The sequence below is a fragment of the Photobacterium sp. ABD4_091 genome (assembly GCF_056160145.1).
The window spans coordinates 1-26,152 of record NZ_JBSWWQ010000002.1 but is presented as its reverse complement, the minus strand read 5'-3'; the positions used below and the strand labels follow the sequence as shown (position 1 = coordinate 26,152).

22 protein-coding genes are annotated in these 26,152 nt (G+C 45.3%); 5 read left to right on the top strand and 17 right to left on the bottom strand.

Annotation, left to right across the window (positions count from 1 at the left end):
* Positions 1-4: 4 nt before the first annotated feature.
* The 3 genes from ACXAGQ_RS14495 to ACXAGQ_RS14485 all read right to left on the bottom strand — a co-directional run bounded on the left by ACXAGQ_RS14495 (position 5) and on the right by ACXAGQ_RS14485 (position 2,901).
* Positions 5-898: a carbohydrate ABC transporter permease gene (locus ACXAGQ_RS14495; RefSeq protein ID WP_475256586.1), complete on the bottom strand. Its 894-nt coding sequence runs from the start codon at positions 896-898 to the stop codon at positions 5-7.
* Between the two features lie 94 nt (positions 899-992).
* Positions 993-1,877, bottom strand: a complete 885-nt coding sequence (locus ACXAGQ_RS14490) for a carbohydrate ABC transporter permease (RefSeq protein ID WP_475254791.1) — start codon at positions 1,875-1,877, stop codon at positions 993-995.
* Between the two features lie 157 nt (positions 1,878-2,034).
* A complete protein-coding gene (locus ACXAGQ_RS14485) occupies positions 2,035-2,901 on the bottom strand; it encodes a LysR substrate-binding domain-containing protein (protein WP_475254790.1) in 867 nt (288 codons plus the stop codon).
* Between the two features lie 341 nt (positions 2,902-3,242).
* Between ACXAGQ_RS14485 and ACXAGQ_RS14480 the strand changes: the two genes are divergently transcribed.
* Positions 3,243-3,443, top strand: a complete 201-nt coding sequence (locus tag ACXAGQ_RS14480) for a hypothetical protein (protein ID WP_475254789.1) — start codon at positions 3,243-3,245, stop codon at positions 3,441-3,443.
* Positions 3,444-3,532: 89 nt separating this feature from the next.
* Here ACXAGQ_RS14480 and ACXAGQ_RS14475 read toward each other — a convergent pair whose 3' ends face one another.
* The 5 genes from ACXAGQ_RS14475 to ACXAGQ_RS14455 are packed head-to-tail and all read right to left on the bottom strand — an operon-like array spanning position 3,533 to position 8,373.
* Positions 3,533-4,636, bottom strand: a complete 1,104-nt coding sequence (locus ACXAGQ_RS14475; protein WP_475254787.1) for an ABC transporter ATP-binding protein — start codon at positions 4,634-4,636, stop codon at positions 3,533-3,535.
* The gene (locus ACXAGQ_RS14470) at positions 4,633-5,391 is read right to left on the bottom strand and encodes a glycerophosphodiester phosphodiesterase family protein (protein WP_475254785.1); all 759 of its coding nucleotides are present in this window, start codon (positions 5,389-5,391) and stop codon (positions 4,633-4,635) included. Before ACXAGQ_RS14470 ends, ACXAGQ_RS14475 begins: the two co-directional genes overlap by 4 nt.
* A gap of 9 nt (positions 5,392-5,400) precedes the next feature.
* Positions 5,401-6,243: a carbohydrate ABC transporter permease gene (locus ACXAGQ_RS14465; protein WP_475254784.1), complete on the bottom strand. Its 843-nt coding sequence runs from the start codon at positions 6,241-6,243 to the stop codon at positions 5,401-5,403.
* Positions 6,230-7,099, bottom strand: a complete 870-nt coding sequence (locus ACXAGQ_RS14460; protein WP_475254783.1) for a carbohydrate ABC transporter permease — start codon at positions 7,097-7,099, stop codon at positions 6,230-6,232. Before ACXAGQ_RS14460 ends, ACXAGQ_RS14465 begins: the two co-directional genes overlap by 14 nt.
* 41 nt (positions 7,100-7,140) lie before the next feature.
* Positions 7,141-8,373, bottom strand: coding sequence for an ABC transporter substrate-binding protein (locus tag ACXAGQ_RS14455; protein ID WP_475254781.1), 1,233 nt, complete (start codon positions 8,371-8,373; stop codon positions 7,141-7,143).
* A gap of 262 nt (positions 8,374-8,635) precedes the next feature.
* On the opposite strand from ACXAGQ_RS14455, the gene ACXAGQ_RS14450 reads away from it, so the two are divergent.
* The 3 genes from ACXAGQ_RS14450 (at position 8,636) to ACXAGQ_RS14440 (ending at position 12,237) form a co-directional block, all read left to right on the top strand.
* Positions 8,636-9,499, top strand: a complete 864-nt coding sequence (locus ACXAGQ_RS14450) for a MurR/RpiR family transcriptional regulator (protein WP_475254780.1) — start codon at positions 8,636-8,638, stop codon at positions 9,497-9,499.
* A gap of 157 nt (positions 9,500-9,656) precedes the next feature.
* Positions 9,657-10,628, top strand: coding sequence for a LysR substrate-binding domain-containing protein (locus ACXAGQ_RS14445; protein WP_475254778.1), 972 nt, complete (start codon positions 9,657-9,659; stop codon positions 10,626-10,628).
* Positions 10,629-10,971: 343 nt separating this feature from the next.
* Complete coding sequence (locus ACXAGQ_RS14440; RefSeq protein ID WP_475254777.1) at positions 10,972-12,237, top strand: dicarboxylate/amino acid:cation symporter; 1,266 nt, start codon at positions 10,972-10,974, stop codon at positions 12,235-12,237.
* A gap of 680 nt (positions 12,238-12,917) precedes the next feature.
* Here the strand turns inward: ACXAGQ_RS14440 and allB are convergent.
* From allB to fdrA, 8 genes are all read right to left on the bottom strand, one after another.
* Positions 12,918-14,279, bottom strand: coding sequence for an allantoinase AllB (allB, locus tag ACXAGQ_RS14435; RefSeq protein ID WP_475254776.1), 1,362 nt, complete (start codon positions 14,277-14,279; stop codon positions 12,918-12,920).
* A gap of 52 nt (positions 14,280-14,331) precedes the next feature.
* Positions 14,332-15,795, bottom strand: a complete 1,464-nt coding sequence (locus ACXAGQ_RS14430; protein WP_475254775.1) for an allantoin transporter — start codon at positions 15,793-15,795, stop codon at positions 14,332-14,334.
* A 272-nt stretch (positions 15,796-16,067) separates the two neighbouring features.
* Positions 16,068-17,318, bottom strand: coding sequence for an MFS transporter (locus tag ACXAGQ_RS14425; RefSeq protein ID WP_475254774.1), 1,251 nt, complete (start codon positions 17,316-17,318; stop codon positions 16,068-16,070).
* A 15-nt stretch (positions 17,319-17,333) separates the two neighbouring features.
* Entirely contained in the window at positions 17,334-18,560 is a 1,227-nt protein-coding gene (gene allC / locus ACXAGQ_RS14420; RefSeq protein WP_475244611.1) for an allantoate deiminase, read from the bottom strand.
* 102 nt (positions 18,561-18,662) lie between these two features.
* A complete protein-coding gene (allD, locus tag ACXAGQ_RS14415; protein ID WP_475244610.1) occupies positions 18,663-19,712 on the bottom strand; it encodes an ureidoglycolate dehydrogenase in 1,050 nt (349 codons plus the stop codon).
* 162 nt (positions 19,713-19,874) lie between these two features.
* Complete coding sequence (locus ACXAGQ_RS14410; protein WP_475254772.1) at positions 19,875-20,681, bottom strand: oxamate carbamoyltransferase subunit AllH family protein; 807 nt, start codon at positions 20,679-20,681, stop codon at positions 19,875-19,877.
* A gap of 51 nt (positions 20,682-20,732) precedes the next feature.
* Complete coding sequence (locus tag ACXAGQ_RS14405) at positions 20,733-21,998, bottom strand: YlbE family protein (protein ID WP_475244608.1); 1,266 nt, start codon at positions 21,996-21,998, stop codon at positions 20,733-20,735.
* Positions 21,999-22,010: 12 nt separating this feature from the next.
* Complete coding sequence (fdrA, locus tag ACXAGQ_RS14400; RefSeq protein WP_475254771.1) at positions 22,011-23,672, bottom strand: acyl-CoA synthetase FdrA; 1,662 nt, start codon at positions 23,670-23,672, stop codon at positions 22,011-22,013.
* Between the two features lie 362 nt (positions 23,673-24,034).
* Here fdrA and allS point away from each other — a divergent pair, with 362 nt between their 5' ends.
* On the top strand, positions 24,035-24,961 hold the full coding sequence (allS, locus tag ACXAGQ_RS14395; RefSeq protein ID WP_475244606.1) for an HTH-type transcriptional activator AllS: 927 nt from the start codon (positions 24,035-24,037) through the stop codon (positions 24,959-24,961).
* Here allS and ACXAGQ_RS14390 read toward each other — a convergent pair.
* Positions 24,950-25,891: a carbamate kinase gene (locus ACXAGQ_RS14390; RefSeq protein ID WP_475245631.1), complete on the bottom strand. Its 942-nt coding sequence runs from the start codon at positions 25,889-25,891 to the stop codon at positions 24,950-24,952. The two genes, allS and ACXAGQ_RS14390, sit on opposite strands and share 12 nt — an antisense overlap.
* Positions 25,892-26,152: the final 261 nt, after the last annotated feature.

Below are 26,152 nucleotides of genomic sequence, written 5' to 3'. Positions count from 1 at the left end.
CCATTTACTCTTTAACACCGTTATCGGCAATGCCGGACAAAATCGTTTTTTGACAAATCATGAATAGAACAAGCAGAGGCACGACAGCGATAGTGCTGGCAGCCATGATCTGCGACCAGTTAAGGCCGTAGTTACCCTCTGCAATAAAGAACTGGCGGATCCCGGTTGCAATCAAGTGCAACTCTTGGGTTGTGATCACCAAACTCGGCCACATGTAGCTGTTGTAGTTGGTGATAAATGTAATCAGAAACAGGGTAGCCAATGCTGCCTTGCATTGAGGCAGTACGATAGCCCACAGAATTTTCAGCTCCCCAGCACCGTCGATACGTGCCGCCTCAATCAAAGACGGGTGGATTTTCAGGAACACCTGACGCAGGTAGAACACCCCAAACACGCTAGCGGCGCTGGACAAGATAAGGCCGGCATGGCTATCAAGCAGCCCCATATTTGCCAAGGTGATATACGACGGAATGTAAGTCACCGCCCCCGGCAGCATGTAACTACCCATCACCACGAAATACAGCAAGGTACGTGAGCGGAACTTAAGCTGGGTGATGGCATAAGCGAACATGGCCGAATTCACAATTACAAACAGTGTGGTGAAAAATGCCACCGAGAAGCTGTTGAATATGTATTGGCCAAACGGAGCCAACTGGAACGTATCGACAAAGGTCTCCCAGCGGAGCTGCTCAGGAATGATGTTGAGCGGGTTGCTGAAAATCTCATCATTCGACTTCATCGATCCCGATAGCATCCAAATAAATGGGAACACCATGATCAGACCGGAAAAGGCCAGGAATACATGTTTGGCAATGGTCGCCTTGGCAAGACTGGCCGTAACAGATAGCTTGCCGAAAGATGGAGACTTATCACCTGCCGTTATTGTCGTTTCAGCCATACCGCCCTGCACCGACTTGGCCAATTTGAGCGCCTTTGCCGCAGGCTGGTTGCCGGTTGGAAAATCTACAGATTGCATTGTCATAGCGCTGTCCTTAGTAATACACCCAACGTTTACCCATTACGGTATTGATGATGGTTAGCACACCGGTAATAAGCAGAATGATCATCGACGTTGCCGCCGCAGGCCCCATGTCGTATTGCTCAAAGGCTGTCTGGTAGAACAAGTACAGCAGAGTACGCGTGCTGCCGCTCGGGCCACCCTGGGTCAAGATTTGGAACTGATCAAACGCCTGTATCGCATTGATGACATTGACGATAACCAAGAAGAAAGTGGTCGGTGAAATCAACGGTAATGTGATTTTGAAAAAGCGGGTCAGCGGGCTGCAGCCATCAATCAAGGTCGCTTCATACAAGGACGTCGGGATCTTATTAAGCGCGCTGATATAGAACAGCATGGTCCAGCCAATCGCCTGCCACACAGTGACAATAATGACAGCCACCATGGCGGTATCGCCGCTTTCCAGCCAAGGGATCGGGGCTAAGCCCACTTTATCCAGCAATAGGTTGGCGAGGCCTGCCTTGGTCTCGAACACCCAAGACCACACTATCGACACCGCAACGGTTGGCGTGATCCATGGCGAGAAAATCACTGCGCGGTAAAATTGGCTTCCGGCAAAGTTCTTGTGCAGCATCAAGGCGAATACCAAGCCGAGCCCGACGGTAGGAACAACGACTCCCAACGCAAACCAGAATGTATTGAGCATCGCTTGGTGGAAATCGCGGTCTTCCAGCAGATACTGGTAGTTTTCAAAACCGACATAATAGTAGTCAGGTGAAATATAATCCCAGTCGGTAAAGCTGATATAAACACTCCAGCCGAAAGGGATCAGCCAGAATGCCATCAGTGGCGCCATCAAGGGTGCGATAAACAGCAAGACCCTGGCCTTGTCAGTCAATATTTGAGGTGTAATTTTCATGGAATAAGCACTTCCTTTATTCTATGCCGCTATCTTATTTTCCGTCTATGACAAGCTCGTTTGGCTCAACGTCATATTTTCCGATGCCAGCCATAAGAAAAACTTAGGGGGTAATCGAGTTAGAATTAGAAATGGTATGGGGAGCAGCAGATTTGTGCTATGTCTGCTTATGAAGCCAATCACAAAAGAAATTCACCTTGGCATCACGCTTATTGGCAGTGATCAGGTAGTGGCCAGATTCCGAGGGCATACTGCCATCAATGGCGGTGACTACCTCGCCGGACAACAAATCCCGCTCGGCGACTAGCGAGCGCACCAGCATCATACCTATCCCCTGTTTGACGGCTTCAAGGCCATGAAGCGAATTGCTCAGCTCCAACTGGATATTCGGCAATTCTGGCAAGCGCTGATTATGGGCCAGCCACTGCATCCAGCTCTCTTCATAACCTTTAACTTGTATCGCGGGCAAAGAGGCAATATCACCGCGAGCAAGTTGTTCGGCATGGGATTGCTTGAATGCCGGCGAGCACACCATTAACCATTGCTCTTCAAACAATCGTTCAGCTCGGGTCGTCTCGGTCTCCAAGTAACCATTGGTAATTTCAACATCGGCATCAATACATGGCTTCCTTGACGGCCAATCGACCAAGGACAAATCCAGCCGAATAAATGGAAACTTTTCGGTGAAGTCTTTGAGCTTGGGGATCAACCAGTTATGACCAATAGAATGGTTGAGTTTCACCCGCAATACATCGGGCTGCTGCTTGCCAAACAACAGCTCTGTTTGCAGCTTGAGATGATGTAGAGAGCCTGTTACCGCCGGCAAGTACTGCTGCGCACTGGCTGTAAGCATTACACCACGCTGGCTACGCTCGAACAGGGTGCAATCAAGAAACTGCTCCAGGCTTTTAAGCTGCTGACTTACTGCAGCTTGTGTTACATGAAGTTCTCTAGCTGCTGCCCCGATAGAACCTAGCCGGGCAACCGCTTCGAAAGCCACTAGGGCGCGTAATGGAGGCAACATATTTCACCTTTATTTCAGACAAAGGCAAAGTAATTCAGTTATTTGACGCTAAGGTGACAGAGAAAATAAAGTATAATGACAAATAAAATGCAGCTCGATTACAGACTCGAACAATAGTTCGCAAAATTATTCACTGTTTTTGCCTATTCATGATTGTGATCAACAAACTGCCAACAATTCACCCCGCATGCTGGTCACACCACAACAACGGTGATATTACATTGCATGCCTTTTATTTCTGCCGTTTTGGCACATTTTTTGTGTCACACACTTTCGAGACATAAAAGGCATAACAGCAAAGCTGACATGAAGTCAGTAGAAATTATAAGGAGTGTTAAATCATGTTGTGCCCAGATTGCAAACAACCTATGGTCAAAGCAAAGGATAACCAGAACCACTGTGTTGAACTCAACTGCCCACCGACCCGGACCCACTGCCCGAAGTGCGATTCTGAAAACACCCAGATCATCAACAAAAGCATCAGCGATGCCGAAGTCTGTTGTAATGACTGCCAATCAACTTGGGTGATCTCGCGCAGTTAGTCACTGTTGAAATAGAAATGGCTGCACAAGGCAGCCATTTCATTGCTCACAAAAGATGAGCTCAAGATGAGGGCGGCAACGAACTCCTTCTATGCCGCCTGTTCTGCCTTATTTAACTGGATATAAATCCGCTCTTCGGTCTCACCATCAAAAAGCAGTGCATCAGCCACGTTGAAGCCGACATCAATGCTTTGCCCCTCTTCAATTCGGTACTGACGATCAACACAAAGCAAGAACTTATGCCCATCACAGCGGCAATGGATGATTCTATCGCTTCCCGTGGTTTCAACCAGCTCCACATCAGCCTGCCAGCGAATGTCTTTGGTGTAGCTGGCGTCTAAAATTGCCATCTTGTCTGGTCGAATACCCAGCAGGTAGTCTCCTGAAACAAGGCTGCTGTCAGGCACCATCCAGCTTGCAACATCACCCATGATACGAGCGTGACCAGCCTTCACCGACAGCGGCAAGATGTTGGTTGGTGGCGCGCCAATAAATGAGGCGACAAACACATTGGCTGGATTGTCATAGATCTCTTCCGGGCTGGCGAATTGCTGCAGCACACCGCCTTTCATTACCGCGATCTTGTCGGCCAAAGTCAGGGCCTCAATCTGATCGTGAGTAACGTAAATAGTGGTATTGCCCAAATTACGGTGAAGCTGTTTGATCTGCGCCCGCATCGAATTACGCAATTCGGCATCCAAATTCGACAAAGGTTCATCCATTAGGTAAATGCCTGCATCACGGGCGATAGCCCGCCCCATGGCGACACGCTGGCGCTGCCCCCCCGATAGCTGGCCGGGCTTTTTATCCAAGTATTCTTCAAGACGCAGCGTTTTAGCCACTTCCTCTGCCCGCTGATGACGAGTTTTCTTATCGACGCCTCGCAGCTCCAAGCTAAACGCGATGTTCTCACGGACACTCAGATGCGGGTAAAGGGCATAGTTCTGGAACACAAAGGCCAGATCACGATCTTGTGGCAGGACATCATTCATCCGCTGATCGTTGATGATCAGATCGCCACCGGTGATCTCTTCAAGCCCTGCGATCATGCGAAGCAATGTCGATTTACCGCAGCCCGATGGGCCGACGATAACGATAAACTCGCCGCTCTCAATATTCATGTTTACATCGAAGACAACTTGGTTGCCTTCCTGATAGGTTTTATCTACGTGCTGCAATGAAATAGCGGTCATGATGCTTTCTCCAACATGAAGGCGTCGCGAAGTTTGATGGCCAAATCTGGGCGGTCAGTAGTAAATGCGTGTACACCGTGATCCAGTGCTGTTTGGATTAATTCTGCAGTATGGGCACCGTAACAACCGTATTTCAGGCCGCTCGCCAATACTTTGGTTTTGGTTTCTTGGCTCAATTGCGAAACATGGACTGAGATTTCGTTAACCTTCATTGACTGGGCAAGGCTTATCGAAAATTCACTACCGAGCAGGCAAGGCATGTTTCTTTGCATCAACCAAATGGTGAATAGCTCAGGGGCTTTTCCGGCAAGCTCAGCCAATACCTCGCAGTTAAACGACGAGATGATTGTCTGCTGGAACATACCGGTTTGCTTAAGGATTGCCAGCACCTTGTCCACTACACCCGGGTATGGCACCTTATTGACATCTGCTTTGATCTCCAAGCGCAGAATGATTTCGCTGTCCTGGTATAGCTCACACAGCTCTTCCAGTGTCATGATGCGCTGACCACCGGAGTAATTCACACTGCCTAGCGCTAGCTCTTGCCAGGTTTTTGCATTCACCGGGCCAGTCATATCGGTAGTGCGATCAAGTGTGGCGTCATGATGGACAACAATAATCCCATCTTTAGTTGGGTGAACATCAAACTCCACCAGCTCAACTGGCAGGTTCAAGGTATTTTCGAAAGCACGGCGGCAGTTCTCACCCCAGACGAGTGTTCCACCACGGTGGGAAGCGATTTGTGATTTCATCATTTTCATCTCTTACTTTAACGCGCCCATGGCAATACCACGGACCAAGTGTTTTTCTACTAACTTAAAGCACAGCAATGTCGGCAACATGGTGAGCGTTGCACCTGCCATCACCAGCGGCCAGTTCACCATGCCGTCATCGGCGGCACTGGAGTAAAGTCGGGACAGTGCAATCTGAAGCGTACGTACTTCTTCGCTATCAGTGGCAATCAATGGCCAGATATACGAGTTCCACTCTCCTAGGAAGGTAAACAGTGCCATTGCTGCAATAGCAGGGCGGGCCATAGGGACAATGACCTTCCACAGCACCTGCAAGTGGTTGGCTCCGTCAATCCAGGCCGCCTCATCCATCGCCTTTGGGATCCCCTTGAAATACTGACGCAGGAAGAAGGTGACAAAGCCGCTCGCAATAGAAGGTAAAATCAGCGTCCAGTAACTATCCAACAAGCCAACTTTTGCCATGTTGAGGTAGTTTGGGATCAAGCTGATGTGTCCCGGTACCATCAGGGTCGCCACGACCAGCCAGAACAACAATTCACGACCTTTGAATTCAATCCGGCTAAAGGCATAAGCCGCGCAGATCGATACCGTCAGGCTCAGAACGGTCACCGCAATAGAAACAATCGCGGTATTGAGCAGATACAGCGGGAAGTTCATCTCGGTAAACGCATAGACATAGTTTTCCAGCGAAAAACCAATTTGCCCTGATGCATAGGCATCAAACGGCATGAATGAAAGAAACACGCCATAGGCAATCGGAAACAGGAACATCAACGCCATCGCTGTCAGGATCACCATCGACAGTGACCACCGTGTTTTTTTCGGTGCCAGTTGAATCGCTTTAGCTGCCTGCATAGTGCACCTTCTTACCAATCAATTTCGATTTCACCACTGCCAACAGCAGCAAAATGACAAACAAAATCACCGCCAGCGCCGAGCCCTGACCAATATCAAACAAAACGAATCCAGTGCGGTAGAGCAAGTTCACCAGCATATCTGTCGCAAACGCCGGACCACCATTGGTCATCACATTAACAATGGTGAAGATCTGGAATGACTCAACAACAGAGATGATCAACAAGAAATACGTCGTTGGCATAACCAGCGGGAAAGTAACGCGACGGAACACATGCCATTTCTTACCGCCATCAACTTGAGAGGCTTCATAAAGCTCATTTGGGATCGCCTGCAGACCGGCAACGTATATCACCATGTCGTAGCCAAGCTGCTTCCAGGTGTTAACGATAATCACCACCCACAGCGCAAGCATCGGTGATTGCAGCCAGGTGATTTTCTCCATGCCAAATGTGCTCAGAATGCTGTTCACCAAGCCAAAATCAGTGGCGAAGATCCAGCTCCAGATCACCGAAATAGCAACCGTCGAGGTCACCGACGGCAAAAAGTAAGCACCGCGCAGGAACCGAACCAGCTTGGTTTCATTAACCAGGAAGTTGGCCAGCAACAGTGCCAAACCCAATCGCACAGGTACCGAAATCACCACAAAGATCAATGTGATATATAGCGAGTTACGAAACTCCTCGCCTTCTAGCAAATAGCGGTAGTTTTCCAGCCCAACGAAGGGCATATCGCTGCTGAGGAAGTTCCAGCTATGGAAGCTGTAAATAAAGGACGAGACTATCGGCCAATAAGTAAAAATGCCTATTAGCAACAGGCAGGGTAAAACAAATAAATAAGGCGCAATTCTTTTCATGGTCATGCTTTTTAGGCGGGATATCTCCCGCCTATTTCAAGTTAAAGGCGGGACTCAACACGGCGGTTAAAGGCTTTCAGTGCCTTATCCGCATCTTGTTGACCCAGTGCAATTGACTCCCAGATCCCCTGCTCTTGGGCACGGATCCAAGCCATTGCTGGCGGACGGGCACGCCCCTGGGCAACAGGTAGCTGATCCATTGCTGCAGCAAAAACAGGATTTTCTTCAAGCAACGCTTTAGAAGAGTCGATCTCTAGCGCATGTTTGTTTACTGGCATGTAGCCAGTATGCTGGAACCAGGTTGCACTCTGGTTTGCTGACGCTAGGTATTGCATAAACTGCCACGATGCTTCTTTTTTCTCATCGCTTACATTGGCCATCATACCGACACCTGCACCACCGATTGGCACTCGGCATTCAGCGGTACACGGCATAGGTAATACCACCAAATCATCGCCCAACAGACGTTTGTAATCACCTAGGTTGCCCGTGCTGTCAAAATGGATAGCAACACGGCCTGAGCTGAAGTGTTGTTTTACCAATTTCTCATCGGTCACACTTTCTGCTGAAGCAACACGGTGCTTATGGTAAAGATCGCCCATCCACTGAAACGCTTCGATGGTTGCCTCATCGGCAAGACCCGATTTATTAGTAACAGGGTCAACCCAGTCACCACCGTTTTGCATCACCAGACCAAAACGGGTGAACTGGCTCGGCGTATTGATGCCGTAAACATTGTCAGCACCCAACTCGCTTTGTACTTTCTTCGCAACTTCAAGGATTTCATCAAACGATGTCATAGCCGGCACATTTTCGTACCCTGCTTTCTCAAGCAGTGCTTTATTGACATACATCAGCGGTGTCGAAGAGTTAAACGGCATCACGTAGTTACCGTCTTTGTAGTTACCTATCTCCAGCGCAAATGGCTGCAGCTCTTCAGCAAATTCGGCATTGGCTTGGTAGTAACCATTCAAGTCGTTAAGCACACCCGCTTCGGCAAACACACCATACTGAGTCACTTCCAGTATCGCCATTTCCGGGTTACGGCGAGCAGGAATAGAAGCTTGCAATTTAGTGATGATATCGGCATAGCTGCCGTTGTAGGTCGCTTTAACCTCAATGCCATCATTGGCAGTATTGAAGTTATTGATCAGGTTCTGAAGGATGACTTCATCGTCACCCGATTGGTTATGCCAAAGTTCAACTTGTACCGGTTTTGCCATCGCCCCTGCCGCAACAAGCGAAAGGGCCAAAGCTGAAAGACGCAGTTTCATGATTCATTCCATGTTTATCTGAAGGACTGCGGAGAATGCTAGGCAGGAAAAGTGACAATACTGTTTCAGTTATTCGTCTGTTCATTGAAGAGAACTCTGCAACCGTTGCAGAGCTAATGTAATACCCTGTTTATCTGCGGCTTTCATACTTTGCAATCAAAATTGCAATTGCATGAATTCTGCAACTTTGCCATTTAACAGTCATTTTTGATGATTATATTCAATGGCTTCAAGGTGCTAGGTTATAAATGACGATAGAACAATGAACGACAGACAAATTAGTTACCAGGTTAGATTTCGCAGTGCCATTCAACAGTTGATCACAGGGATTGAAGGCAAGCTGACCAAATCAGAAGTGAAGGTGGTCGACTATTACCTTGCCAACGCCGAACATGCTGGCCAAAGCGGCAAAGACATCGCACATGCAATAGAGGTTCACCCCTCTACATTGGTCAGGCTAGCGCAAAAACTGGGCTTTCGCGGTCACCCCGAGCTCAAGCAATATCTGATCAAATTTGCTAACCAGTCCGCCGATGCCGGTGACCGCCACCAGCATACCTTGTCGCAAATGGAAGGCTCGGTATTGCAATCAACCATTAACCAGGAAATCGAGCACCTGAAGTTAATTGCCAGTGCAGTAAACCAACCCCTGCTCGATGACGCTTGCCACATGATCCTCTCTGCCAACAAGGTATTTATCAACGGGCAGGACAATACAGAAGGGTTTGCCGAGCACTTTTCCCGCCGCCTCAATCGTTCCGGTATCGACGCAGAAACCGTGTCGCTCGGACGTTCGAAACTGGCCGAGTGCCTAACGACCTCAAAGCCGGAAGATGTGCTGATACTCATTTTCAACAATACGATGAATGAGATGACAGAAAAGCTGATCAAGATTGCCCGTAATTTGCAGCTTCAAGTGATTGGTATCAGCGATCTTAGTTCACTGAGTGTACCGCAGGATGTATTGCTACTGAGGGTATACCGCGGTGAAACCAAGGGGACAAAGTCTGTCAGCCCACCGCTGGTGATCACCAATGCGATTATCCGTAACCTCACTGTGCTAGACGAAAAAAGAGTGATACAGGGTCTTCGCCGTTTTGAAATGATACGGGCGCTAGAAAACTAAGCCCAAAAGGCATAGTTGCAACATCACGGATTCCTTCACAACCCAATCTCATAACCAAAAGGAAAGGGAATATATTATTACCACTTGTTATATGAAAATTTTGTTACTTCAGGCACAATCAAGGGTATGAAACTATTGCAGAAATAATGAGAAAGCAATGAAATTACAGCAACTGCGTTACCTTAAAGCGGTGATAGACAACAACCTGAATATCTCGGTTGCTGCCAATTCCCTGTTCACCACCCAACCTGGCGTCAGCAAGCAGATCAGGCTGCTTGAGTCAGAATTAGGCGTTAAGATCTTTGAACGCAAGGGAAAATCCATCAGTACGGTAACCCCTATCGGTAAGCAGATCATCGATGAAGCCATCGAGATGCTGGAAAAAGAAAGCCGTATAAAGACTATTGTTCGTGATCACATCAAGCCCGAAGAAGGCTTTTTGAACATCTACACCACCAATACCATTGCCCGCTATCTCATTCCGGAAGCGGTAGAACGGTTCGTCAAACGTTACCCGAAAATCAAATTTCACATCGGGACTTCCCAGCTCGATAAATACGGCCATATCCTAAAGCGTGGCCAGTCTGATTTCTCGATACTGGCGCAGAATGTTGAGCGAGAAAAAGACATCATTGTACTACCGGCCTATAAATGGAACCTGAGCCTTATCGTGCCCAAAGACCATCCGCTGGCCAATGACAGTGATATTTCCATCGAGAAAATAGGTACTTACCCACTGATCAGTTACGAACCGGGGTCAACCGGGCGCTCGGCACAAGACAAAGCCTTCAAGGAAAAAGGGATCTCGCCGTATTACTTCATGACGGTGATGGATGTCGAGGTTATCAAGAAGTACGTTAACCTCGGTTACGGGATCGGGATAATTGCCCAAGTAGCTGCCCAAGATGTGATAGACGAGAACCTAGTCAGCATTCCGCTCAATGATATCATCCCAGCCTGTGACGCCTGGCTTTGCTACAGCCGTAACCTGTTCTTGCAAAAGTACATGTTAGATTTCATCGAGCTGTTCTGCCCTCACCTCACCCGAGAAGTGATGGAAGATATTGCCCACTGCTCGGATAATGAGATCCTTAAGATTTCCGAGCAATTTGAGCTACCTGAGTATTAAAACTACTCATTCATCTTCTTAGTAAACTCATCTTTCGATATGCTGATATATCGAAAGATGTACTTCTGATATCTCCCCCCTTTCTAGAATAGTATTTAAACTTTTCTAACTATTCATTGTTGTTTCACAAAACAATTTAATATTTGCTTAATATTTAATCACCCTCAATAATTTCAAACTTCTTTACGCCTATTCTATATCCCATAAAGAAATACAATAAATACGAAATAATGCTTCGATACAAAAGAGGTCAATGCAAGTTGTAATGTTATTTCTTGCTTTATGAGCTAAAACATTTTGCCGACCTTAATATCAGGAATATAACTGAAATGAGGGAACGAGTATGTCACTTAGTATGTCTGAACCCAAACCAAGACTGTCAATATCGTTGACAAATCAGATACTTATTGCAACTGCAGCAGGTATAATCTTTGGGGCAGTAGTTGGCCCTTGGGCTGAGAACATCAAATTTATTGGGGATATCTTTATCCGCCTAATTCAGATGTCCGTTGTTCTGCTTGTCATGACTGCAGTCTCCGCTGCAATCGGAAACGTAGACAGCAAAGGCGCCGGTAAAATGAGCCTTCATACATTCAAATGGATCATTTCAATGACCATTGTCTCTGCTTTTGTCGGATTATTTCTTGCCCTCACAATAAAGCCTGGGGAAGGAATAATTATTGAAGGTGCAGCAACAGCGGTCGCCACACCCGATGCTTCGATCAAAGATACCATTCTGGGTTTCTTCTCTACCAATATCGTTGATTCGATGGCAAATGGCGCCATGATACCTTGTATTGTCTTTGCCATTATTTTCGGGCTAGCCATGGGTTCATATTCTCGAACCAGTGGTAACAAGGTTATTACGGAATTTATCGTTAGTTTTAATGCCGTGATCATGAACATCATCAAGATGGTTATGAAACTGGCTCCCATTGGTATTTTCTGCCTATTGGCTAACGTTTCTGGTGCTATTGGCTTTAAGGTAATAATACCTATGCTTAAGTTCCTTGGTGCACTAGCAATAGGCGATATTATCTTGCTGTTAATGTATGGCCCTCTTACAGCTATGTTAACCAAGGTAAGTCCTTTCAAAATGCCGAAGAAATTTGCAAAGTTGTCGATTATGTCAATGACCACAACATCTTCTGCAATTTGTTTACCGACCAAAATGGAAGACTCAGTGACTAAATTTGGCGTTAGCCGCAAAGTCTCAGACTTCACTGGCCCAATTACCATGTCAATGAATGCTAATGGCGCGGTGATGTGCTACGTCCTAGCCATTTTCTTCATGAGTCAAGCTACCGGTATTGTCCTCGAACCCTTCCAAATGGGTATGGCTATCCTACTGTCAGTGTTGATGTGTATGGGAACCATAGTCGTACCCGGCGGGATGATTATTGTATACACCTTCCTTGCCAGTTCGATGGGGCTTCCGCTCGAGAGTGTGGCTATCCTTATTGGTATTGATTGGTTCTCAGGCATGTTCAGAACCCTGCTTAACAATACGGTTGATGTCATGATTGCCATGCTTGTTTCAGACAAACTAGGTGAATTTGACCGGGATGTTTACAACGAAGAGAAAAGAGCGGAATACGTGCAAGCATAAGCCGTTTTAATAATTAATCCCAACAAAAAACTAAGCCAGCAAGCTATTATTGCTGGCTTTAGCATCTTAAAGTTTCATTATTTCCCTCAACCTACCCACCTCTTAAAACAGATGAAAAAATAATAATAAAACCTAACCCTTGAGGCAATTGATATCTAAATGGTTACTATTAATCAAGAGACAATTATATTATAAACCTAATTAATCTCACCAAAGAAAAAACCAAGCCTATTCTGCCGCTATATAGTCAGTTTCAGGAAAGTTATAATTTCATATAACCAAGCCACTTCAAGATGCAGGCTCAGAGAGCATTTATAGGATTATAGACAAGGTATTGTTTTAAAGTATTGTGGTTATAAACCGGAAAATATCACCCTATAACAGATCAGGAAAATCGCCTTTAGAGAGCCCCCATCTCACCCTCTACAGCGAGTAAGCATTAAAGAAAGAATGCTATTGTTTCAAACCTGTATATTAAATAAACCAGCAACCAGAACGCTTTTTGCGATGTTATACCGATAAACCCAAAAGTGTCCTACTTCCTTACGTTTGGCTTGCTACTTTTATCCGTACTCAACTCACAAGCAATTATAAAAGACAACCTACTGAGGTTGGTGGTTTAGGGCTGACAATAAAAAAGCAGCCATTGGCTGCTTTTTTATATCACTTTTATTAATCACTTATACAGTAACAAAGTCACCTTGGTAAGGGTTAGTTACCCCAATCTCAAGATCATAGACAACCTGGCCTCGTAGCAGCGTCTTGGCAACCTGCGCACCAATATTACGCCCTTCATAAGCACTAAATTTATTACGGTATTCCAAATCGTCTGCGGTGAGTACATAAGATGAATTCGGTTTGATGATGACAATATCGGCATCTTTACCAATAGCAATTCGCCCTTTCTGCTCTAAACCAAACAATTCAGCTGGGTTGGTGGCCATCAGCTTAGCGAACTGAGTCAACGCCATACCACGCTTTTGTACCCCTTCGTCAAACATAATATCAACGCTATTTTGCAACGAAGAAATACCGCCCCACGCATCAAAAATGCCTCCCTCTTTGAGATCTGGCGTACAAGGTGAGTGATCTGAGGTAATAAAATCAATCTCTCCGTTTAGCAGCTTCGCCCACATACGGTCCTGGTTGTCCTTATCACGGATAGGCGGTGAACACTTCGCCTTGGTACCGATTTCCTCAAACTGATTATCATCCAGAGCAAAATAGTGACCGCAAGACTCACAGGTTACATCCTGGCCTTCATTGCGCGCCTTGGTAACTTCTTCAATTGCTTCAGGGCTGCTCAAATGACAAAGATGCAGCTTACAACCTGTTTGTTTCGCTAGATAGATCGCACGACGCACAGCCTCAACTTCAGTGAAGACTGGACGAGAAGCAATGTAATCCTTGGCTGTTAAGCGGCCTTCTGCCACCGCTTTCTTGCCCAAACCATCACAAATCTCGGCGTTTTCTGCATGCATCAGTAAAATTTTGCCCAAGCGGGCTAGTTCGGTCATACCTTCATAAAGCTGATAGTTGTTTACGTTACAGAAGTCACCTGATGTCGGATCTGGGTTACCGCAAGTCGACACAAAGCATTTGTAGCCAACCACACCTTCCTCAGCCAATTCATGTAGGCGGTCAATATTGTGTGGAACGAGCCCCCCCAGAGAAGCAACATCAACCGAGAGCCTCCCCTTACCGGCCTCGTATTTAATGTGTAGAGTTTCCCGATCTATCGTAGCGGGAACCTGATTCAACGGCATTTCAACACAGGTCGTTACCCCCCCTTTAGCCGCTGCTTTCGTTGCCGTTTCATACCCTTCCCACTCACTACGAGGGCCTCCTGGATCGGTGATATGAACGTGACCATCAACCATGCCGGGTGCAACGATCAAACCTGCTGCATCAATGTACTCAGAAGCCTCTCCCAAATTGTTGCCAATAGCGGCAATAACACCATTTTTTATCGCGATATCCGTTTCAATCGCTTCATTTTCTAAAATAACAGTACCGTTTTTAATAATTTTATCGTAGGACATGTTTCACTCCATTTTATTGGTTTAATTTAAACTACTTTGAAAATAATGTTAATTATCGGAACGATAGATAAAGATCTGGATTACGTTTTTCGTCAAGCTTCATCAGTGCAACGTATGTCACAAAGGCAACAATGACACCGGTGAACCAAGACAGACTATTTAAAGCACTTAGCGAAGAAATATACTGACCGCCTAATGAAAGCACACAAGCAAAGATCGTGGCATAAAAGGCAATGAGGTTAATGCCATTTTTATAATAATTAAAACTGTCGCCAGATACATAAAGTGAATCCAATTTAATCTTCTGCTTCATAATAATGAAGTAGTGACCCAGCATAACTCCAATTACAGGGCCCAGAATACCGCCGATAGTATTAAGAAAAAGGAAAATACTTTCCTGGCTTTCCATCAATTTCCACGGGCAGATTATCACGCTGATCACCCCAGCAATCATAACCCCTTGTCGGTAAGTAAGGCGTGGGAAAACCGCTACAAGCTGATATCCGGCCGGGATAATATTACCCGTCGCATTGGTTGAAATCGTCGTCATCAATACAACAGCTCCGGCAAATATCACCAAGAATAAGCTGTCCCACTTAGCGATTATATCGAGTACGTTCCAGGTATCAGTTTCGAAATGGATACTGGCTCCAGCCAATACGCAAACACTAGAAACAGCAAAAAGCAGATAAGCTACCATTAGGCCGCTAAACTGACCTGCAGCTTGGTCACGAAAACTACGGGCATTCTGAGTAAAATCAGAAGCACTCACCGCTGGAGCAGCCCATACGGCAACAATCGCATTGATTACAATGAGGAATTCGAAGAAGCCTGCATCACCCTGCTGAACTTTAGCGGGAACGTAAGCGAGGATACTATCAAAACCTACCAGGTATACAGCCCAAATTGCCATGCCACCGAAAACAAGGTAAATGCACGGATTAAGAAAAGCCGTAAAGCGGTTTAGGATAGCGCCTCCGCCTAAACCAATAAGCATATTAATGGCCCAAAACGCTAAGAAAGCAATCAACCCTGGCGCAGAAATACCTATAAAGGACCAGTCACCACCAATCGCCAGAAACTCAGGCCAAATCTTGGTAATAATTATGAGTAAAGCGATAGAGCCAGCGTAGTTTTGTAAGCCAAACCACATAATAGCGGCAATACCACCGCGCAACACGCCTGGGAAAAGTGCACCTTTAACACCATATGAAGCCCTTAAGAGCATAGAGAAAGGAACACCATATTTAGAGCCGGGAGCTCCATTGAGAATCATCGCCAGTGCAATCACAGCACCACTTAACAATATGGCGGCCATAATACCGACGGTGCTAAGGCCGAGCATGAAAAAACCACCCACAGCAACATAATTAGGGACGTTATGTACCGATCCCTGCCATAAAGTAAAATAATTTAACGCTCGCCATGTTCTTTTGTCTGTGGACTTCGGTAATAGATCATTGTTATAACCTCGAGATCGATATTCATCGATTAACTCCTTAGTTATTTCAGTCATGGTATTTCCCTTATTATTGGACATCAATTCATTTTGTTAGGAAAACTATACCGATTAGTATTTCACTTGTATTAGAAAGTAACCACACTATATGCAATGTTTTTATTTTTTTGCTTATTACAATGTTATTGTTCAATCTGTTTTTATACTCCACCTTTATTTTTTAAGTATTAATATACGGTTAATATAAATTCCAATTTTAAAAACATTGAATTTTGAAACGCAAAAAGCCAGCTAACAGAGTTAGCTGGCTAACATAATGAAAATTAATATTATGCTGCTTGTACTTCTGTTTTTTGGTTGGATCGTAGGTTGATGACGATAAATAACAAGGCCCCAACAATCAGCAAGCCTGCAGACAAATAGAAACCAATCGCTTTAGATCCTGTTATATCTGAAATAAGACCTGTCAGTGGTGGCGCAATAATCGACGATGACATGCCTGACAAGTTAAAGATTGCCAAAGCCCTTGCCATTCTTACTTTCGGTGCACGGCCCGTAACATAAGAGATCAGGATCGGATCCAGAGCCATCTTGCCTAGGAATCCATAAACGACAAGGCTAATCATCAAAGCCGTAGTATTCGGCGATAACACCGTAAAAGCCAACATTAAGCCACCTGCGATTTCCATCGCAACAACCAACTTGATCATTTGTGACTTAAATTTGTCAGCCAATGAGCTGAAATACAGTGCGCCCGGAACAGCAACCATGGCAACTAAGGCGGATGCCCCACCGATTGCAGCACCTTCGAACCCACGCTCTGTTTGTAAGTAACTCGGAAGCCAAGTTACGATCATGTAGTAACCATAACAAGTACAGAAATATAGGAAATATACCGCAATCAGTTCCGGGCTAAACAACGAAGAGCCTTGCTGCTCTAGCTCTGTGCCAGCAGAATCATCTTGCTTAGACCCGGTAGAAACCTGCGCTTTCTTTTGCGGCTTTATCATCATTGCAAAGACAATAAGCATTGCGAAAATAACAGCTGCAGAAATGTACAGCACACTATTCCATGCCACTCCCATGTTCTTTACCAGAACACTTGATCCTATCAGACCAACCCCCATCCCTAGAGCAGCGCCACTGTTGACGATCGCAGAGGCAAATGCACGCCGCTCCTCAGGAACATGCTCACCAGATAGTGAGTAAGCCGAGCAGAAAAATGACGCACACCCTAATCCTGACAGCAAGGAACCTGCGTAGACTGTATTGATAGATGGAGCATTCGCAATAACAAGCGTACCCACAGTAAATAAGCTGAAGCCACACAATAGCGTTAGCTTCTGCCCCATTTTTTCAACAACAATCGAGGCGGGTATTTGACCTCCACAGTATGCTGCAAAATAGAATGTGGCAATAAGGCCAATCTGGGTATCACTGATATCACCGAGTGCAGATTGGATTTCTGGATAAATCGGAGTTAAAACAGTACGATAAATCCAAATAGCAACCCAACCAAAGCAAAGTATTACGACAAGCTTTTTCCAGTACTCAGTACTGGACTGATTTTTAATTTCCATATTAGTTTCCGCATATTATTTGTATGCTAGCTCGTAAAGCACACTGATAAGTGCTTCGACACCAACGGTAAGATCATCAAGATTGGTTTGCTCTGCTGGGTTATGGCTAATACCTGCAACACTTGGAATAAAGATCATTCCTGTAGGAACGCGAGGAGCAAAAATCTGCGAATCATGCCCGGCACCACTGTGCATGCGCATATAGTTTTTGCCTTGCGACTCAAACGTCGTATCGATGAGATCAACCAACGTTGGATCCATAGGGATAGGCTCTTCATCCATAAACAGATCAACATCGATTTCAATGTCCATCTCGGCACAGATTTTCTGCATATCTGCAATAATCTGATCACTGAAGCCGAGTAGCTTTTCCTTATCGGTATGGCGACAATCCATGCTGAATAAAATATCACCAGGCACGACATTAACGGTATTTGGTTTCGGTACCACCTTACCAAAGGTTAATACAAGTGGATCGCCCTCTGCTTTGGCTTTATCGATAGACTGGCTACAGATCTTACTGAATGCGTAAACAGTATCTTTTCGGTATCCCATCGGGGTGGTACCCGCATGATTCGCTTCCCCTTTGAGGGTAATATTGTAGCGTCGTTGACCTGCAATACTGGTTACGACACCAAGTTGCTTACCCTCTGTTTCTAGTACTTTACCCTGCTCGATATGGAGTTCGACAAAGGCTTTAATATCTTTTCTGACCGTACGATCTGTTGCAAAATCAAATCCGCACTTTCTCATGGCGTCAACAAAGTTCACACCCTTATTGTCGGTCAGATCTTTAACCGCATCATTATCCGCAATGCCAACAATGTTCTTGCTTCCCCAGAAAACATAAGGAAAACGGCTACCCTCTTCTTCAGCCAAAGAAACAGCTTCAATCGTACGCTTTGGAGAACCATGCTTGTCTTTTAAGTATTGCATGGCAATAAATGCTGCCTCGATACCAAACTGACCATCGAGATTACCGCCGTTCACCACAGTATCGATATGTGAGCCAGACATGATCACTTGGTCTGGGAACTCCCTTCCTTCCAAGCGTCCATAAATATTACCTACATCATCCGAATAAGCTTGGAAGCCGCTTTTTTCAAATAACTCTAAGAATGTATTTTGTGCTGATAACCACTCTTCGGTATAAAGCAGGCGGGTCATACCAGCCCCTTCTTGATAGCCGTATTGAGTGATTTTTTTCGACGTCTCTTCTACTTTAGATTTTAATAGCTCCATCTTTTCATTCCTTATTTTGTTTCAAAATATGTATTTATCACAGACAGCTCATAACGATAAAGGTACTTATTTAGCTATTTTTATTATGAACATTTATTCTATTTATCCATTAAACGCAGATTTGTGATCGTAGGAGTTAATGTAGGTATGCTCAGATATTAAGTAATCGTAAACTTCATCTACAATCTCTATTCCATCTTTTCTTGATTTAGCTTCAATGAGGTCACTGTTTTGTCCAGGGTATAATACCTTATCAAAACCTGGGGCTGGACGAATCTCACCCAATTCCTTCATAGTTTGAGAAATCGATTCAATGAAATATTCTTTTGTTGTGAAAAATTCAGGGTTAATCACAATATGTAGCTGACCCAAATTTCGCCCTTCGGTTAAATCGTCATACATTGAACTGACATTTTTACCGAAAGGTAACCCCAGCATCACACCAGACAGAATATCCACCATCATCATCAGGCCGTACCCCTTCGGTCCAGCAATCGGTAATAGTGCTCGAACTGCATGTGGGTCAGACGTAGGATGACCATCGCTATCCACCGCCCATGTATCTGGGATGGATTGGTTCCGGGAACGAGCGTCCAATACCTTACCCCAAGCCTGTATGGTGGTAGCCATATCAAAGTTGATTGTCTTACCATCCGGCCCTGGCGCTGAGAAGGCTATTGGGTTGGTGCCATAGTAGACTTCGCTGCCTCCAAATGGGACTACCATTGGGTCTGATTGGCACATCGATATTGCTATAAGTCCCTGCTCGGCCGCATATTTTGTAAAATACCCAAGCGCACCGCTGTGACTCATGCGCTTTACACCAATAACAGCAACACCTTTCGTGTTTGCCATCTCAATGGCTTTATCCATTGCTTTTTTTGCAATGACATGGCCTGCGCCATTATCGCCATCATAAAGCGCACTACAGGGGCCTGTTTCTTCATAAGTAAATTGAGGGTTCGCATTGATCCCCCCTTTAGAGATACGCTCCGAGTAATATTCTACCCGCACAGCGCCATGTGAATGCACGCCTCGCGCATCAGCAAAAACGAGGACATCTGCAACAATATCAGCATGTTCATCAGATAAACCGGCTTGTTTAATTTTATTTTTAATTAACTGATGAAGCTGCTCACTGGAAAGATTCATAAGATACTCCATGATGAATATTCTAATTCACGGGCTAATAGTTTTATATCACTTATAGATAATTCTATAATAGTGAAGGAAATATATTGTTTTGTGATCCATAAACAGCTCATAAAACTGCATGATTTTTTCTGTTTATTGACGATCAATAATTAAATCGTTTTATATAGTTTCTTGTAACTTAAGGAATAACCACATACCTAATAATGTATCGGCACCAGAGTAATGACCATGACTTAGTAGTCGAGAAGCAAAATAGCTAAATTCATCTGGATTTGAGTTAATTAGGTTTAATAGTGAAACAGAGAAATACCCGTTTCGTGCTTGCTCTAAATACCCGGCACTAACTGATGTCGTCCAGAAATCTAAATCTAATGATAAAGGCAACATTCTGTGTGCTTTGTGCTTCAAGTCAGGATTACTATAAGCACAGGCCAACATGCCAACGAGCATGTCATCGTGACTAGGTGTTAAACCAGGTCCTGCTCCGATGATATTTTTCCAGCATGGCGTATCACCATTAAACCATCGGTACAGTTGCACCAAGATTGGATAAAATGGTGTTTTATCTTCACCCTCCACAACTTTTGCCAACGAACCATATAAGCCCGTTTCCTGCTTTTGCCTGGAAAGGAAGTCTGTCAATTCCGCTAAGGAAATAGACGATACGCCCTGTGCCTTTAGCCATACGCCATTTGTCCCTTTTTGTAGGTGTAAGCCATTAACGATAAGCCCATTACTGACCAATCGTATATGACTCGCCTTTGGCACAAGTGCAGTCAATTGATGGAACACCGGGTCAGATACTGTCCAGCCAGAAGGGCTCATCCCCGTGTCACTACGATGTAAGGTCAGTACCTTGTTATCTTCAGTTAGAAAATTAATCGCCTGGCTGCCACCTCCTGCAAAGCGTAACTCCCCTTGCTTACTAGGGGCAGACAAACTGTAGGCTAGCGCTTCTTTTACCATCTTCTTCTCCGTCGGCCTTAGCAAGGCAGCCTAGAGGCCGCCTTATTTCCCTTACTCAGCCTGCAGATCCATCTCTTGAGCCAACGCTTCAAGCGCTTTTTCAAAACATGCCAACGGCGCCCTTACGGTTCCCGCTCCAATTTGGCCAATACCAGCTTCCTTATGGGCGATACCTGTATTAATCACTGGGGTAATACCGGTCTCCACGACATGACGCACATCCAATCCAAGGCAAGCACCTTGGAAATTCCACGATGGAATTTGTAGCAAAGAGTTATTTTCGATGAAAATCTCAGCCATTTCTTCTGATACATCGAGTGCAACATCTACCCCGCCAACTCCAACAAAGCGTGTTACCCCCGGTGCAGCGACCATTGCGGCACCACCTATCCCATAAGTTTCCGTAATAGCGCTATCGCCCACATCCGTATTGGCCTGCTCTTGAGAATAACCGGTGAAGTACAAGCCCTCAGGTGTATTGACTGGAGCTGTGAACCATTGATTGCCTAGCCCACTGACTCGAATACCAAAATCCTTACCGTTTCTCGTCATCGCGGTAACAATACTGCCCGCCTCTACATTTGCGCCAGCGTCCATCGCACACTTACAAAATGCCATCGCCAAATTGAGGAAAAACTGGTCGGTAATACTTAAGAAATCAAACACCCGCTTCAATACGCTCTTGCTGGTATCGACAGCAGCAATGCTAGGTGCAAGTGTTCTCAGTAACAGTGAGGAGGTCGCAATATTACGTTGGTGGAACTCATCTCCCATCGTGATCCCTTGGGCCATGATAGAGCCTAAATCTACACCGCCATCTGTTTGCTTCAGTGCATCCTTAAGAACAGGCATCAGCTCTTCACGCATCCAATGCAATCGTTGCTGAACTTCTTCGCCATAAGCACCGAAGCGCATCACTTTGCCAATACCTTCATTCATATTACAGTATGCAAAGTTCCCATCGTTTTTATTCTCAACCACAACGACCGGCATATTTGCAGAAGTAATCCCCCCCATTGGGCCAACAGCATTGTGATGATGACATGGACTAAATTGAACCTCGCCTCGTGATAGCATTGCCATGGCTTCAGTGTCAGACGTTGCCCAACCTTCATACAAACAAGCACTGACGCAGGCGCCTTGCATTGGGCCGGTCATCTCTTCCCAGCAAATATTCGGGCCAGCGTGGAGCAGGTGCCGGCCTTCTGACAACCAAGGTATTACTTCACCGGCAGAGGTTACATCGACCCAAAATGGACGAGCGGATTTCACTTTTTCCAGTACGGCTGCGTTGGCTTCATTAATTGATGAATACATATCTTTGCTTCCCTATTGCATTTGTTTTAGTAGATTGGCTAATTTGGTGTTCCCGCCCGCGATTGGCGCCCATTGATAATGCACAACAGGCGTAGAAGCAGACTGCAAGTCATCGGCAAAGCTACGCAAACCTGCATTCACCACCTTGATCCCATCAAGGAGAGAAGGACGTTCATTAACTATTTGTCTTTCTTGTTGCTCAATTAACGCTTCAGACAACAACACAGCTTCTTCTAGGGTATTAACGACCGCGACCCCAGCTGCAACCAATTTGTCAATTTGTTCCGAGCGCTGCTGTGGATCTTCTTGTGTACCTGTTACTGTGGCGATAACGTGCAGCGGGCTTTGGCGCTTGGATTTAACATTTTCGACGGCATCAACAAGTGCCGCGGCAGGATCTGCTGTCGCACCATAGCCAATAACTACATCCAGCAGCAGCACTCCGACAGTTTCATCTGCGGCACGCTTTTCTATTTCTAAAGAGCGGGTTGTGGGGTCAATCATTGGATGAGGTCGGCCAACCGTGTAATGGTCATCGCCTAAATCGATAATAAGGTGGCCACTGTCATTAAGCATCACGCCTTGCTCGTGCGTATCATCCACTCTCAACCCTAACTGCTCAGCGGTGAGCATCGCGGCCTCAGCAGCCAGCGTACCGCCAGTGTAAAGACCTAGAATGCTTTTTCCCGCTGTATGGTTACAACCAGGAACATTCTGGCGGACATTCGCTAGCATCGCGGAAAGCCTGCCTGCTTCAGCGAGACTTTTAGCAAAAAAGACATTGCCTTCACGGGCCTTGGCTTGGCGCGTCCCCAAAAATAGCGCAACAACAGGCTTGCTCATCCCTCTCATTGCCTGAATCACTTTTTGTTCCACTTCTGGAGCTGGCGGCTTGGAGACAAAAGCAACGACTTCTGTTTCTTGGTCATTTTCCATCATCTTGAGGGCGCTCAAAGCACTTGCCCCGCCGACCTGTGCAGATAAATCGCGGCCACCTAAACCAATGGCATGGGTGATACCTTGGCCAGACAGGCAAACTTGCGAGGCTAACTCTTGAATACCGGTACCAGAGGCACCGACAATGCCAATAGGTCCTTTGGGTAACACGTTAGCAAAAGCCAGTGGCGACCCAGCAACCATTGCAGTACCGCAGTCAGGTCCCATAACAAGCAACCCTTTGCTGGCAGCTTTATGCTTCAATGCGACTTCAGACTCAACAGGAACATTGTCCGAGAACATCATCACATTCAAACCATGATCTAATGCCTCATCTGCCAAGTCAGCGGCATAATCGCCAGCTACTGAAATCAACGCCAGATTTGCTTCTGGCTGTTTCGCCAATGCGGTCTGCCAACGGCGAGCTACATCTAACCGCTTTCCGCCCGAAGATGCCTGCGCCACCGAGGCAAGTGCTTCATTTAACTGCTGGGCTATTTCATCTGCTACATTGCCACTATCATCGGAGGGACGAATGGCCACACAAATATCATTTGGTGTTGCTTCAGCGAACAGTGGATGCCACAGACCTGTGGATTCCAGCAAAGACTTGTTGGCGGGAGTGCCCATCATAACCGAGACTTCTTCAACCGCGTCCCCGTTACTCAATTGCCTTGATATCAGCATCAGGCTCACCGAGTCCTGAAAACAACCTTTTTTTAAAAATGCCTGGACCATGTATGACCACCTTTCTAATCCCAATATTTAAAACATCGAAAACTCTTTTATCTTCAATGTGATTACCTGTATTTAGTTAGAGATTAAGGCAGTCATGAGTTAAAAATATTGAGCAATGTCACACACGATTTATTGTTATAATTTTTTCAAGAATAGAATTAATATATTTCAATCAGTATTAATGACGCAGCATCAATGAACTGTGACAATTAAAATTATTTATATAATCAAGTATTAATTATTAAAAATGATTATTTACAATAATATTTGTAACGCATATTGGAATATCGACATAGATCAATTTTAATATCTTATATTCTTTTATAAGATGAATGGAGTCTCATCAACTTTAAAGGGCTCACATGCTTGACAAGGAAACTATCCGATCTTTTATGAAAGTAGCAGAGTATGCTAATTTTTCTAAGGCTGCTGAAGAATTACATAAAACGCCGGCTGCCATCAGCTATCGGATTAAAGTATTGGAAGACGCTGTAGATACTCAACTTTTCACTCGAACCACACGCAGTGTCCACCTCACCCAGGCCGGTGAGCACTTACTAAGCCAATGCCAAAAATGGCTTGATTGGATGGAAAGCATGCCAGATGAGCTACGCCAAATCGCAGATGGTGTAGAGCGACATATCAATATAGTAATCAACAACTTGCTGTTTGATGAAAATGCTGTCTCTCAGCTCATTTTTGCCTTGCATGAAGCATTCCCTTTTACCCAAATCAACATTTCTAATGCTGTATATATGGGGGTATGGGATGATCTTTTAAATAATGATTACCACCTGGCAATCGGTGTACCGGGCCTTGATACGATTGATAATGCGGTAAAGCTAAAGCCACTTGGAAAGATGAGTTGGAGCTTTATTCTGGCCCCCGACCATCCATTAGCCGCGCTTAACGTGCCACTCAAAGAATCTCAACTCAGGCACCACCCCGCCATAAACATTGAAGACACATCGCAGCATATAAATAAGCGCACAGCTTGGTTGCTACGCGATCAAAAGGAAATCAAGGTGCCAGATTTATCGACAAAGGTAGCTTGTCACAAGAGCGGAACGGGGATCGGCTTCTTACCTAAAAACTTGGCTAAGCCTATGATTGAAAATGGGGAGTTAATTGAAAAAGAGGTGCAATGGAGCCGGACTCCTTCTCCACTATCGATTGGCTGGCGTCAAAACTCGGCTGGTGAGGTAACCCAATGGATTATAGAACTATTCAACAATAATGATCCCATAATCCAAGGGTTCCTGAAAAATATCGACCAACTACACCACTAGTGGTTCTTCGGGGACAACAGTGCATGCCGGCCTGACACATGTCCCCTTTTCACCCAATAGAATTTGCTCAATGTCTTGTAGCGCGCCGATAAAAGCGCGTTGACCTGTTCGCTCAACAAACTGAATCACAGCCTCGGCTTTTGGCCCCATTGCGCCATCAGGGGCGGCAAAAGGACGCATCTGGCTAACAGTTACATCCCTCAGCGCTTTTTGGTTCGGTGTACCCCAGTCTTGATAAACGGCATCTGCATCGGTAAGAATCATCAAATAATCTGCGCCAATTTGCTCTGCGAGCATGGCTGCTACCAGGTCTTTATCAATAACAGCTTCTACCCCAAGATAACCAACCTCCTGCTGCACGACAGGCATACCACCACCTCCACAACATACAACGGTCCGCCCCTGTTCCAATAAACGGATAATTGAATTTGATTCAAGCACTTGAACTGGTTTTGGCGAAGCAACAACTCGGCGAACAAATTGACCATCTTGCTTCATTTTCCATCCATATTGCTTTTCCAGATCGGCCTGGTCTTGTGGCGAATATACCGGACCTATGTACTTTGTTGGCTCCAAAAAAGCGGGGTCAGAGGCTGACACTTCAACACGTGTTAACAAGCAAGACACATCGCTCATGCCTTGCTCCGTTAAGGCATGCAATAACATGTAACCCAACATACCTTGTGTTTGCGCCACTAAGTTGTCCAGCGGATAGGTTGGTACTTCATTGTAGGCAGAGTTTTGCAGGGCCAATAAACCAACTTGTGGGCCATTTCCATGTACGATTGCAATATCACAATCTTGCTCAAGTTGCTTAATCAGTTTGGCGGCCATATTGATGTTGCGCTGTTGATTTTCAGCCGATAACACCTCACCACGTCGAAGCATAGCGTTGCCACCTAAAGCTATAACAATTCTTTTTTTATTCATCATACACCTACTAATATTCTTCATAATGACTTTTAAATACAATGAGCATTTCCAGACCACATATTTAAAATATTAACGACTGTATTTCATGTCTAGCTCCAGGATATAAATTACATCTTTATAAAACATTTTTATTTAATTATCGCCCCAACATACAATTAAACCTTTAAGTGAAAGATGAGTTACCAAGATCACATTTTTATTATTCATAACCGATAATATTTCTATACCAACACAGCTTCTGGTAATAGGGCCCAACGA

Coding starts and splice junctions, on each gene's coding strand:
- allC (WP_475244611.1), bottom strand. CDS start 18,560: ATGGAGCTATTAAAATCTAAAGTAGAAGAGACGTCGAAAAAAATCACT.
- ACXAGQ_RS14465 (WP_475254784.1), bottom strand. CDS start 6,243: ATGCAGGCAGCTAAAGCGATTCAACTGGCACCGAAAAAAACACGGTGG.
- ACXAGQ_RS14475 (WP_475254787.1), bottom strand. CDS start 4,636: ATGACCGCTATTTCATTGCAGCACGTAGATAAAACCTATCAGGAAGGC.
- ACXAGQ_RS14410 (WP_475254772.1), bottom strand. CDS start 20,681: ATGGTAAAAGAAGCGCTAGCCTACAGTTTGTCTGCCCCTAGTAAGCAA.
- ACXAGQ_RS14425 (WP_475254774.1), bottom strand. CDS start 17,318: ATGGAAATTAAAAATCAGTCCAGTACTGAGTACTGGAAAAAGCTTGTC.
- ACXAGQ_RS14460 (WP_475254783.1), bottom strand. CDS start 7,099: ATGAAAAGAATTGCGCCTTATTTATTTGTTTTACCCTGCCTGTTGCTA.
- allS (WP_475244606.1), top strand. CDS start 24,035: ATGCTTGACAAGGAAACTATCCGATCTTTTATGAAAGTAGCAGAGTAT.
- allB (WP_475254776.1), bottom strand. CDS start 14,279: ATGTCCTACGATAAAATTATTAAAAACGGTACTGTTATTTTAGAAAAT.
- allD (WP_475244610.1), bottom strand. CDS start 19,712: ATGAATCTTTCCAGTGAGCAGCTTCATCAGTTAATTAAAAATAAAATT.
- ACXAGQ_RS14490 (WP_475254791.1), bottom strand. CDS start 1,877: ATGAAAATTACACCTCAAATATTGACTGACAAGGCCAGGGTCTTGCTG.
- ACXAGQ_RS14440 (WP_475254777.1), top strand. CDS start 10,972: ATGTCACTTAGTATGTCTGAACCCAAACCAAGACTGTCAATATCGTTG.
- ACXAGQ_RS14405 (WP_475244608.1), bottom strand. CDS start 21,998: ATGTATTCATCAATTAATGAAGCCAACGCAGCCGTACTGGAAAAAGTG.
- ACXAGQ_RS14445 (WP_475254778.1), top strand. CDS start 9,657: ATGAAATTACAGCAACTGCGTTACCTTAAAGCGGTGATAGACAACAAC.
- fdrA (WP_475254771.1), bottom strand. CDS start 23,672: ATGGTCCAGGCATTTTTAAAAAAAGGTTGTTTTCAGGACTCGGTGAGC.
- ACXAGQ_RS14485 (WP_475254790.1), bottom strand. CDS start 2,901: ATGTTGCCTCCATTACGCGCCCTAGTGGCTTTCGAAGCGGTTGCCCGG.
- ACXAGQ_RS14495 (WP_475256586.1), bottom strand. CDS start 898: ATGGCTGAAACGACAATAACGGCAGGTGATAAGTCTCCATCTTTCGGC.
- ACXAGQ_RS14455 (WP_475254781.1), bottom strand. CDS start 8,373: ATGAAACTGCGTCTTTCAGCTTTGGCCCTTTCGCTTGTTGCGGCAGGG.
- ACXAGQ_RS14470 (WP_475254785.1), bottom strand. CDS start 5,391: ATGATGAAATCACAAATCGCTTCCCACCGTGGTGGAACACTCGTCTGG.
- ACXAGQ_RS14390 (WP_475245631.1), bottom strand. CDS start 25,891: ATGAATAAAAAAAGAATTGTTATAGCTTTAGGTGGCAACGCTATGCTT.
- ACXAGQ_RS14450 (WP_475254780.1), top strand. CDS start 8,636: ATGAACGACAGACAAATTAGTTACCAGGTTAGATTTCGCAGTGCCATT.
- ACXAGQ_RS14480 (WP_475254789.1), top strand. CDS start 3,243: ATGTTGTGCCCAGATTGCAAACAACCTATGGTCAAAGCAAAGGATAAC.
- ACXAGQ_RS14430 (WP_475254775.1), bottom strand. CDS start 15,795: ATGACTGAAATAACTAAGGAGTTAATCGATGAATATCGATCTCGAGGT.